Below are 12118 nucleotides of genomic sequence, written 5' to 3'. Positions count from 1 at the left end.
AGCTTATACCTGTGCGGGGATTTTTGTCTGCTTGAGAAAGGGGACGACCTGTTCACCAAACACGTCGATAAATAGCGACTGATTGCGATTCACGTTGTGAAGTATCAGTTCGTCGAAACCCATCTCCAAATCCCGCTGTAACCACTCCACATGCTGCTGAGGCTCTGCGGAGATTCGGACAGATTCGTCTAATTCGTCAGGCTGGACAAACTTTCCGGCAGCATCAAACATGGCCGGGGTTTGCAACTCGGTCAGTAAGTGACTGTCAAAAATATTGTTGCGCCACTGATCGTAGGCTCCCTCGCGAGCCGTCGCTTCGTCGCGATCGTAGGAAAGCTGCACTTTGAGAATCATGGGTTTGCCTTCGCCACCGCCCCGTCGAAAGGCATCCACCACCTGCTGCAGTTTTTCGGGAGGCTGGGAAATGGTGATTAATCCATCGGCCCAACTGCCGAGCCATTCAGCGGTTTTTGCTGTAACAGCAGCCCCAATGAGCAACGGTGGCGTTTCTGGACGGGTGTAGAGTTTTGCCTCTTCGATAGTGATAATGCCGTGATGAGTAACGGTTTCACCTGCCCAAAGGGCGCGAATGATGTCTACGCACTCTTTGAGGCGGGCATTGCGATCGCCCTTCACCGGCCACTTTTGCCCGGTAATTCCCTCATTCATCAACTGACCACTCCCCACCGTCAGCCAAAAGCGCCCCGGAAACATTTCTGCCAGCGTTGCCGATGCCTGGGCAATAATGGCGGGATGGTAGCGTTGCCCAGGCGCACACACCACACGGAAAGGAAGTTGAGTCGCCTGCATCGCCGCCCCCAGCCAGGCCCAGGCAAAGCCGCTCTGCCCCTGTCGCTCACTCCAGGGATGGAAGTGATCAGAGGAGAGGGAGGCCGTAAAGCCCGCCTGTTCGGCCCGTTGCACATAGGTGAGCAACTCACTGGGCTTAAATTGTTCGTGGGATGCGTGATAACCAATTTTTGGCATGGGAGAACCCTCCTTGTGTTAGGTACCCGAGTGAACCAGAAGGGCCACCGGGAAGTGCTGGAAGGTTTGGGCGATCGCCAGCTCACTACCATCCATTTCTACAGTTTGATTCGTCATCAAATTGGTCCAACGGGATGGCGCTTGAGACGGTAATTTCAGGTGCGTATCGGCCCAGGCGGGCTCACCCAGGGGCAATTCATCAAGTTGAATGACTCCCGTAAGAAAACGGGGCACAACGACTAGAAGAGTGGTATTCCCATGCTGTTTCATGAAGGCAATAATGTGGTCTTGAAACTTGCCACTTGCCTCTAATGCTTGATAGGAACCCTTCTGGAATACAGGAAGGTGCTCCTTACGCGCCTTCAACGTCTGAGCAACGAGAAACAGCTTGATTCGACCATCCTCTTTGTTAGCCAACAGTTCTTCGATGAACGGCAACGGATCAGATTGCAGACGCTCTTGAACCTCTGTGAGAAACGCCTGTCGCTGTTCAAAATCAACGGGACGGCGATTATCTGGATCAACCAGGCTCAAATCCCACAGTTCAGTACCCTGATAAATGTCAGGGATGCCGGGAGACGTCAGTTTAATCAGGGCTTGGGATAGTGAATTGAAGATGCCGTAGTACGCAACACGCTTCTGAAACGGAATGAATTCCTTGAGAAACTCGTTCTGTTCGGGATTCTCCAAAACAGCCTGCACGAAGTTGATACAGGCTTCTTCGTAAGCGCTATTCTGTCGCAGCCATGCGGTGTAAACTTTGGACTCGCGAATGGCTTTGAGCATGTAATCTTTGACGCGATCGCTAAAACTTCCATACTCACGTTCGTTGAAAGGAAACGCGCCGACAAGCGTTTGATAGAAAGCATATTCGTCGTTGCGATCGGGCATGAACGCACCCCGCAGTTTCTTCTTATGGCGACGATTGATGTCACTCCAGCGGCGCACCTGCTGAAGCCATTCGTCGGGCATCTCAGAAAGCACATGAATGCGGGCTCGTGTGTCTTCCCCGCGCTTCGTGTCGTGGGTCGAAGTGGTACTCTGAGCGTTGGCCCACTTCTCCTGGCGCACCCTGTTAAATTCATGGAATTCGGCCAGGGAAATGCCAAAGCGCTCCGGGTTACCGCCCACCTCGTTGAGGGAAATGAGACGGTTGTAGATATACAGCGCCGTGTCTTCCACACCCTTTGCCATCAATGGCCCGGTATACTGCTGAATCCGCATCACCAGATAAAGCCATTGATCTTTTTCGGCCTGGGTCAGCGTATCTTCGAAGCGCAACTCCATCAGCTTCTCAATGAAATTCAGCTCATTAATCAGCATCGAAGCATTGTCTTTAGCCGCCTGGATGACGTCTTGGATGTAGGGGCGATCGCTCTCCAACACCCCATCCGCCGTCGTATATGTCCGGTAAATGGGGAAGCGTGACAACACTTCAGCTAGGGCACGCTTCAAACCATTCACCGTGAAGTCGTTGCCATAGCGATATTTACCCGCAATCTTTTTCATCAACTGGGCCAGGTTATCAATATCCCCCGCCAGGTTCTTATCGATGATGAGATGCTTTTTCTGAATCGCTAAGTCTTCAAAGGTGGAATTAAAGCCCGTTAATTCAGAGTAAATTTGATTAAATTTCTCTTCATTGTCTGCTTTGCAGAAGATACTGTTCACAAAGGTTAGATAGTCGTAACCAGAGGTTCCTTCAATCGGCCAAACTGAAGGGAGGCTCTCGCCCGGCTGCAGAATCTTCTCAACTGAAATGTAGACATCGCCTATCTTCTCTCGCAGGCGTTCTAAATACTGCGTCGGGTTATACAGCCCATCAATATGGTCAATACGTAAACCTGTAAACTTCCCTTCTTGAACTAACTTGGCGATTAAATCATGGGTTTGATTGAAAACCTTTAACTCTTCAACTTTGACTGAAATCAATTCATTAACCGTGAAGAATCGACGGTAATTAATTTCTTCAGCTCCTACCTTCCAATAGGATAGGCGGAAGAACTGATCCGTCAGGAGAGCATCCAGTAAATTAAAGCTTTCTGGTTTACCAACCTCGCCGTTAAAAGTTTCTAGATTGTTATCCAGAAATTCTCTAATTTCTGAACAGTCGTTATACAGCTCCCAGAGCATTCCTTTGACAAAGTCAGCCTGGTCTTCTCGCTGCTTACCTACAATGTCGTCTGAGGAAAGGTTTTTAAGTAGGTAAAGTATCCCTAACAGCCGGATAAAGTAGGGATGCTTTCTGCCTAGAACCCTCACTAAATGCCCCAGGTTTTGGGTCAAGAAAATACTATAGGACTCCAGCCTGAGTGGGATCTTGAGGCTATAGTAATTAGCACTTAACCCATTCTCGTCATATTGCAGTTGAATTTCGCCATTCTCCAAACAATCCCCATAGAAATTCCCTAACAAAGGAACCAGAATCGGTTCCTGCGTCGCCTCAAATGGAGAATTCCAGGCAATGTCGAAGTACTCAACATAACGGGAACTTGGGCCATTTTCCAGTACGTCCATCAACCACTGGTTCTGGCTGTTGTAGGCCATGTGATTGGGAACAATATCCTGCAACCAACCCATCTCATGTTGCTGCAGTTGCCCAACCAACGTATCGAAATCCTCTGAAGTTCCTAGCTCAGGATTCAGTTGAGTTGGATTGGTTACGTCATAGCCATGGGTACTGCCTTTTGTCGACTGAAAGATAGGGGAAGCATAGAGATCCGAAATACCCAAATCCGCCAGATAATCAACAATTTTTTGAGCGTCTTCAAAGGTAAATTCAGAGTTGAATTGAATGCGATAAGTGGCTGTAGGAATACGCATAGGAGGTTAGAGAGTATAGGAATGGGTAGTTGCTTTAAACCTTCTCGGACTCGTACAACACAAAACTCAGAGGGGGTAAATTAGCTTGTTTTCCAGGCTCCAACTGCTCAGGAGCCGACGATCCCGGGCCTGCCCATTTCTGCTCGGCTGAATCCAAAATTTTGTGTCCCCTCAAGACAGTTAGCAAGGGCTCAAAGGTAATGGCTTCCTGATTGAAGTTCAGTAAAGCAACGAGCTGGCGAGTTCCATTCCAACGACGCCACCAGACCAGTTTCTTGTCTTCATCACAGCCCGCTTCAATACTGTCAAAATCGCGTTGGAGAAGCGGCGGAAGAGAGTTACGAAGCTGAATCAGATGTTGATAGAAAGACCACAGGGTTTGATGCTTACCCTCCTTGCGTTTTTCCCAATTTAGTTTGCATAGAAGATAAGTTTCTACCGCTTCTGGATCTAGCGGTTCTCCTTCGGCATGAAAGTCAGCAAACTCCCGCTTTCGGCCTTCCCGAACAGCTTTGATGAGGTCTGGGTCGGAATGGCTCACGAAATAGGTAAAGGGCAGTTCCTCACCATATTCCTCGCCCATGAAGAGCATGGGAGTATAGGGAGATAGAAGAATCGTTCCGGCTGCCAGCTTTAAAGCTTCGTAGGAAACGAGCTTGGATAGGCGATCGCCCATCATCTGGTTCCCAACCTGGTCATGGTTCTGAATACAAACTATAAATTGTGAGGGTGAGCAACCCCTGGACGATCGCCCATGATTTCGTTGGCGGAATGGCGAATATTGCCAGTCATAAACGAAGTTGTTCTGAATAGCTTTTGCTAGATGTTCGCACTTGCCGTAGTCCTGGTAGTAACCGGAGCGATCGCCCGTCAGCAATGAATACAACGAGTGGTGCAAATCATCGCTCCACTGGGCATGCATTCCATATCCCCCTGCATCAGCGGGGCGGACAATTTGAGGGTCGTTTAAATCACTCTCAGCGATTAAGTACAGCTCACGCCCCATCTCTTTTGAAAGCGCTGCAACATTCTCAGAAAGCTCCTCCAGAATATGAAATGCGCCCAAATCGTAGATGGCATGAACGGCATCTAACCGCAGCCCGTCAATGTGATAATGCCGCAACCAATGCAATGCATTCTGAATGAAGAAATTACGAACATCCGGACTATGTTTGTCGTCGAAATTAACCGCACTTCCCCAGGGCGTTAGGTAGACTTCAGTAAAGTAAGGCCCATACAAACTGATGTAATTTCCTTCAGGACCAAAGTGGTTGTAAACCACATCCAGAATCAACGCAATTCCTTCCTGGTGGCAGGCATCAACCAGGCGTTTCAGCCCTTCAGGGCCACCATAGGAATTTTGGGACGAATACAGATAGGTACCGTCATAGCCCCAGTTGCGGTAGTCATGCCCCTGGTTCGCTTCATTGGGGGGATGGTCGCCCGGAAACTGGGAAATGGGCATGATTTCGATCGCCGTTACACCCAGTTCCTTCAGGTCTTTGAGCCGGGGGATAATGGCTTCGAAGGTGCCTTCGGGCGTGAAAGTGCCCACATGAAGTTCGTAGACAATCATGGATTCCAGAGGAACACCTTTCCAGTTCTGATCTGTCCAATCAAATTGGTGATCAACAACCTGGGAAGGGCCATGGACGCCTTCGGGCTGGTAGTGGGATGCCGGGTCGGGTCTTCCATCTCCACCATTGAGTTGATAGAAATAGTTGGTGCCCGGTTGGATGGAGGCGATCGCCTTCCAATATCCTCCCTCCTGCCGCTCCATGGGAATCAAGCGATTATTGTCAGAAACCAGTTGCACCGCAACGGAGTCTAAATTGGGCCCCCAAAGGGTAAATTCGCACTGGCCTTGACCTAAATAATTAGCTCCAACTTGCATGGTGAATAGTGTTCCTTGGTGAATGAGATATAGGGGTGATTTCCGTTGAGATGGCTTAGCCAATCACCTAAATTAACTGCTGCAAAACAACAATCGATCGCCCCGTTAGAGGAACCGCTTGATCGGCACTGAAAATTCGCTCTTCTCGGATGAAACGAGGCTCTTTTGTATCAATAACCATCTGCCAATGTTTATCCGGCATGGCATGGGGAAGGGTAAATTCGATCGTCTCCCAGTAAGCATTGAACAGCAGCAAAAAGCTGTCGTCCCTAATTTTTTGTCCCTGTGGGCCAGGGCTAGGAATGCGATCGCCATTCAGAAAAACGGCAATGATCTTGGTATATCCTTCCTGCCATTCCTCTTCGGTGTGCTCGGTTCCATCAGGGTCATACCAACCAATATCGGATACTCCACGAATCGCTTGTCCCTGGAACCATTTGCGGCGGCGAAAAACAGGATGCTGACGGCGGAAGTGAATGAGTTCACGACAGAAGTTAACTAATTCTTCATTGCCGGTTGCTAACTCCCAATTGAACCAGGAAACTTCATTGTCCTGGCAGTAACCATTGTTGTTGCCCTTTTGCGATCGCCCTAGCTCATCGCCTCCCAGCAACATAGGAATCCCCTGCGACAACATCAACGTTGTGAGAAAATTCCGCCGCTGTCGTTCCCGCAGTTGCAGCACTTCCAGGTCATCCGTTTCCCCTTCAACCCCACAGTTCCAGGAACGATTATGATCCTCTCCATCCTGGCTATTTTCACCATTGGCTTCGTTGTACTTTTGGTTATAACTAACCAAATCATTCAACGTGAAACCATCGTGGGCCGTAATGAAGTTAATGCTGGCATTGGGACGCCGACCATTCTGTTGGAAATAGAGGTCAGGGCTGCCCGTCAAACGATAGGCAAATTCTCCCAATGTTTCATCTTCACCGCGCCAAAAGTCTCGTACGGTATCACGATATTTACCATTCCATTCAGACCAAAGAACCGGGAAGTTTCCAACTTGATAACCACCATCTCCCACATCCCACGGCTCGGCAATCAGTTTCACATCGGCCAATATTGGGTCTTGATGGATGATGTCAAAGAAGGCAGCCAGACTATTGACTTCGTACAACTCTCGAGCAAGGGCAGATGCCAGGTCAAAGCGGAAACCATCCACATGCATTTCCGTCACCCAATACCGCAAGCTGTCGGTAATGAGTTTCAACACCTGAGGATGGCGCATATAGAAGGAATTACCACAGCCGGTAAAGTCCATGTAATAGCGCTCATCACCTGGCACCAGACGGTAATAATGGCTGTTATCAATACCCCGGAATGAAAGGGTCGGGCCGTTATGATTTCCTTCCCCTGTATGGTTGTAAACAACGTCGAGAATGACTTCGATACCTGCACGATGCAGGGCCTTAACCATCTCCTTAAATTCTGTTACCTGCTCCCCTAACGTGCCACTTGCACTATAGGCTGCATGAGGCGAGAAAAAGTTAAGGGAATCGTAGCCCCAGTAATTTTTCAATCCCTTATCTGCTAGGTGACCTGGGTAGGATAAGAAGTGGTGAATGGGTAGTAATTCAACAGCACTAACTCCCAACTTTTGCAGGTGTTCAATCGTAGCCGGATGGGCCATGCCTGCATAAGTTCCCCGTAGTTCTTCAGGAATATCTGGATGCAGCTTTGTAAAACCTTTGACATGAACTTCGTAGATAATTGTTTCATGCCAGGGAGTACGCAAAAGTTTATCGCCTTCCCAATCAAATGATTGATCAACAACAACCGATTTGGGAACAAGAGGAGCGCTATCTAAGTCAGAGAAAGATAGGTCTCTATCTGGATGGTTCCAATCATATCCAAAAATTTCTGGCCCATTTTTTACATCCCCATCAATGGCTTTAGCATAGGGATCAATTAAAAGTTTATTGGGATTAAAACGGAAGCCTCTAGCGGGATCATAAGGGCCATGAACCCGATAGCCATAACGTTGCCCAGGCCCTATTCCTGGCAAATAACCATGCCAAACAAATGTATTAACTTCTGTTAGGTGAATTCGAGTTTCTTGATCATTCCGATCAAACAAGCACAATTCAACTCCAGTAGCATTTTCAGAAAAAAGAGCAAAATTTGTTCCTTTACCATCCCAATAGGCCCCTAAAGGATAGACATTACCAGGCCACAGAGGTACATACATAGGGATACTTTCCGGCAAGAATTTGAAGTGTTAAAAGTAATACAACGAGGTAGATAAAGAGCTAAAGAGCGAATGCTTCTAGGTAGCATTCACATTAACTAGAGCGCTTCTAACATCACGGAAAACCTACCCTAGAACAATAGCGATCCCCGCTCGAAATGCCTATCCGTCTACAGTTGTAATAAGATTTCTATTAGAAGTTCTGACTACTTCTTTATATGTATCTAAGACTTATCGAATGACCCATTAAGATGAAGGTTGCGACCTGTACCTTTAGGTCTATGCCCGAGGTTTTAAAGATTTTTTTTGTGCACGAAGCGCACGAAAAGACACCTCCTCCAGCCAGATTCAAAATACACAGTAGTACTCGGCAGCTTAAGTTTACCCGTGTTTAGTGGTGTGAGGGCTTTACCCCCAGACCACTAAACGTAAGGAGGTTTCTGCATAAGAATTTACCCAGAATGTTGGTGCTTTGCCCGCTTCGCGGGCAAAGCACCAACATTCTGGGGGTAATTTCATTACTGTAAATCTCCTAAGTTGATTTACATCATGAAGTACTAGAGTTCTAGAATTCGTTGCAACAGGATTGTTGTACTTTCCGAAGGGCGATTCAGTTCATATCCCAGATCATAAATTGCTTTCTCCAAGAGATAGTTATCCAACAAAGCTTTCAACTCCTGCTGAGTCTTTGGCAAGAATGTTCCATTACGAGCTGTTGTCAGATAGGAATGGAGAAATGCAGCACTAACCCACGAAATCCAGAATTGTACCCACTGCTGCATTTGAGCAGATTGCTCGGAATGAATGATGCCACTTTCTAACTCACTTTGGAACGCGACGCTAGCAGCATAATAGAAGGATTGCAGCATACTCGCGACGTCTCGGAGGGGCGATCGCTTCATACGCCGCTCACTCACATTTCGGCTTGGGTCTCCCTCGAAATCAATAATAAAAAAGTCTTTTCCTGTGTAGAGAACCTGACCTAAATGATATTCACCGTGATAACGGGTTCGCATCGCACTAATCTTTTGATCGAGGATTAGCCGAAAGCGATCCAGGTAGTTCTGGTGCTGCCCCAAAATCTTTTGAGCTAAGGTCTGACCATGCTCAGGTAGTGCGGGTAATTGTTCCTTAAGTTGCCAAAAAACCTGGCCGACTAGATTCCGAGAATACTGATAAATAGAGCGTTGATAAAATCCGCTGAATGGCTCAGGCGCAAAGTCTGGATCATTAACATCAGATGCCAGTGCAACATGCAACTCTGCCGTCCGTTGCCCTAATAATTGGACATTTGCTAGATAAGCACCAATTATTCGAGATGCCGGAAATTCCGCAATGATTTCAGCCGGGTCTCGCTCAAATATCGCTTGTAATTCCAGGAGATTCGTCGGCAAAATAGGAAAGATATCAAGATCGGCTTGATGTACAATAATCTGTTCAAAGTAATCGCGTAGGCTGTCTAGAGTATAGTCCCAAGTATTCCGTGCATCAGGAATATACTGTTGCAAAATACCGATGGTTGATACCGGGCCGCTGGGTCGACGGTACTCTAGATAGCCAGCAATAGATGTGATGTTTTCAAAATTGTGTTTGTCCAGGAAGCGGCGAATCTCCAAATCTGGATTAATGCCTTCCTCGACCTTGCGGAATAATTTCAAAATTAAGTAAGAGGAAGCACTGCCTCCAACAGAGTCGCAGTAAATTATGGAGGTATTGCAATGCTCTCCTTTAAGGAGAAATGCATCTCCATTTTCATGACCTTGACTTAACGGTTCAAGTAATTCTGTGGCCTTTGCGGTCAGGCCTCCAGCCATTCCCTTAAAGGTGTGATTTTGGGTAATGCTGCTGAGTAAGGATGTGAGGAAGAGTTTGTCGGCGATCGCATTGAACAACACGGCAACTCCTTCACTATCGGAAGTTCGCAACCTTGCAACAACCGACTCTGGGCTTTCCGCTAATAAATGAATTGCCTGTTCATCCTCGGCGTATCCCAAAAACAGCAAATAAGTTTTTGAATCGCCCTTGATATAGTCAATCTGTAATGAGACCATATAGGCCGCACTATCCTTATAGGGAAGGGCGATCGCCTCGTTGATATGGGCAGCTTGCACGGCCTGATTTGCCGTATTAAACCAGCGAAAACCAGACAAATATTCGGGTAAGTATGTTTCTAAGCGATTCTTCAAGTCCGCTTTCAAGAATACCGATTGCCACTGGCCTGCGATTACCCAGGTAGGAATTTCTGTTTGGGGTTTGGCGGTTAATGCGGCCGGTGTCAGCTTCAACGTGAACCAGTAAATTGCATAAGGACCAACACTCAGGAAGTAAGGCGCGTCGTGAATGGGCGGAAACTCTGTTCGCCCAAATACTTCGATGGGAATTCGCCCTTGAAAAGCCGTTAGATCCAGTTCTGCAGTTTGAACAAATCGCGAAAGATTAGCGACTACAAGGATTTGTTCGTCTTCAAAGGTTCGCGTAAAGGCAAAGACTTTACGGTTGTCTGAATGTAATAGCTGAAAATCGCCTCGGGTAAATGCTTGAAGACGTTTGCGCGTCGCAAGCAAGCGTTTCATGGAATTCAAAAGCGAGTTTGGATTAGCCCGCTGAGCCTCGACATTGACGGTGTTGTAGTGATACTCCGACTCCACAATTAAGGGCAGGAAAAGACGATGAGGATTCGCACGGCTAAAGCCTGCGTTGCGGTCAGGAGTCCATTGCATGGGAGTGCGAACACCGTTGCGATCGCCCAAATAAATGTTGTCGCCCATGCCAATCTCATCCCCGTAATACAACACGGGGGTTCCGGGTAATGAGAGCAGCAAACTGTTCAACAATTCGATTTGACGGCGATCGTTCCCTAGCAAAGGTGCGAGTCTTCGACGAATCCCCTGGTTCAACCGCATCTCGGGATCCTGGGCATAGACGCGATACATGTAATCCCGATCTTCATCGGTGACCATTTCTAGCGTTAATTCGTCGTGATTTCGCAGAAACAAACCCCACTGACAATTATCAGGAATTTCAGGCGTTTGCTGCAAAATATCCACGATTGGGAAGTTATCTTCCATCCGCAATGCCATGAATAACCGTGGCATCAACGGAAAATGGAAATTCATATGGCACTCATCGCCATTACCGTAGTAATAAGCGGCATCTTCTGGCCATTGATTGGCTTCCGCCAATAGCATCCGGCTGGGAAATTTCTCATCAACATGCTTGCGAAGTTTCTTCAGAAACGCATGGGTTTCTGGCAGGTTTTCACAGTTTGTACCCTCTCGTTCATAGAGGTAGGGCACCGCATCCATTCGTAAGCCATCCACCCCCAAATCCAACCAGAAGTCCAGAGTGTCAAACACAGCCTGGTGAACCGCTAAATTATCATAATTTAAGTCGGGTTGGTGAGAATAGAAACGGTGCCAGTAATAGGCTTTCGCAATAGGATCCCAGGCCCAATTCGATGATTCGAAATCCTGAAAAATAATTCGGGCTTCTGAATACTTTTCGGGAGTATCACTCCATACATAAAAGTCTCTTTCGGGGCTTCCTTTTGGTGCTCGACGGGCACGTTGAAACCAGGGATGCTGATCGGAAGTATGATTAATAATCAGCTCGATAATGATGCGAATATCTCGCTGATGAGCAGCATCTAAAAGTTCTTTGAAATCTTCCAGGGTGCCGTAGATCGGATTAATACTGGTGTAATCAGCAATATCATAGCCATCGTCTCGCAGTGGCGAAGGGAAGAATGGCAAGATCCAGAGCGCGGTAACTCCTAACTCTTGCAGATAATCTAGTCTTTCAGTGAGGCCGCGGAAATCTCCAATACCGTCCCCATTACTATCAGCAAAAGCTCGAACGGAGATTTCATAAATAACGGCATCCTTGAACCAGAGGGAGTTATCTTTCAAGATTAAGCCTACCAATGCGACAAAAAAATTTCTGGTAGAACAATAGCTGAGATTTTCGAACTACCCATCCAGCAAAAGTAAGAGAAGTTTTTTAGCAAAGAGGCGTGAAATTATATCTATGGACAATCGCGCAGATCCCCACCCTGTCATTAAGCTGAAGCAGAATCAATAATCGTGGATTGCAAGACGTGAGCGATCGCTTGGGCGTTGCGATCGCGAGAAGCCTCGTGCTCTCATAAGTCGGAGTTCTTTAGAACTCCGACTTCTACCTGTAAATCCGTAGTTTTAACACGAAGTCAACCTGGGGCATTTCCT

At 47.4% G+C, this 12118-nt stretch carries 5 protein-coding genes; all 5 read right to left on the bottom strand.

Going from position 1 to position 12118, the window contains the following annotated elements; genetic code table 11:
• Positions 1-3: 3 nt before the first annotated feature.
• Positions 4-987, bottom strand: a complete 984-nt coding sequence (locus H6F91_RS26880) for a TIGR03885 family FMN-dependent LLM class oxidoreductase (RefSeq protein WP_190774316.1) — start codon at positions 985-987, stop codon at positions 4-6.
• A gap of 18 nt (positions 988-1005) precedes the next feature.
• Entirely contained in the window at positions 1006-3810 is a 2805-nt protein-coding gene (gene treY, locus H6F91_RS26875; RefSeq protein WP_190774317.1) for a malto-oligosyltrehalose synthase, read from the bottom strand.
• Positions 3811-3844: 34 nt separating this feature from the next.
• Positions 3845-5704, bottom strand: a complete 1860-nt coding sequence (gene treZ, locus H6F91_RS26870; RefSeq protein WP_190774318.1) for a malto-oligosyltrehalose trehalohydrolase — start codon at positions 5702-5704, stop codon at positions 3845-3847.
• A 67-nt stretch (positions 5705-5771) separates the two neighbouring features.
• Positions 5772-7895, bottom strand: coding sequence for a glycogen debranching protein GlgX (gene glgX / locus H6F91_RS26865; RefSeq protein WP_190774319.1), 2124 nt, complete (start codon positions 7893-7895; stop codon positions 5772-5774).
• Positions 7896-8452: 557 nt separating this feature from the next.
• Positions 8453-11818, bottom strand: coding sequence for a maltose alpha-D-glucosyltransferase (gene treS / locus H6F91_RS26860; protein WP_190774320.1), 3366 nt, complete (start codon positions 11816-11818; stop codon positions 8453-8455).
• Between the last annotated feature and the right edge of the window lie 300 nt (positions 11819-12118).

The organism is Leptolyngbya sp. FACHB-8 (genome assembly GCF_014695575.1).
Taxonomy (GTDB): domain Bacteria; phylum Cyanobacteriota; class Cyanobacteriia; order Elainellales; family Elainellaceae; genus Vacuolonema.
This window is presented reverse-complemented; position numbering and strand designations above follow the sequence as displayed.

Bases quoted from the DNA above. Each gene is read 5' to 3' on its own strand.
- H6F91_RS26880 (WP_190774316.1), bottom strand. From the start codon at position 987: ATGCCAAAAATTGGTTATCACGCATCCCACGAACAATTTAAGCCCAGT.
- treZ (WP_190774318.1), bottom strand. From the start codon at position 5,704: ATGCAAGTTGGAGCTAATTATTTAGGTCAAGGCCAGTGCGAATTTACC.
- treY (WP_190774317.1), bottom strand. From the start codon at position 3,810: ATGCGTATTCCTACAGCCACTTATCGCATTCAATTCAACTCTGAATTT.
- glgX (WP_190774319.1), bottom strand. From the start codon at position 7,895: ATGTATGTACCTCTGTGGCCTGGTAATGTCTATCCTTTAGGGGCCTAT.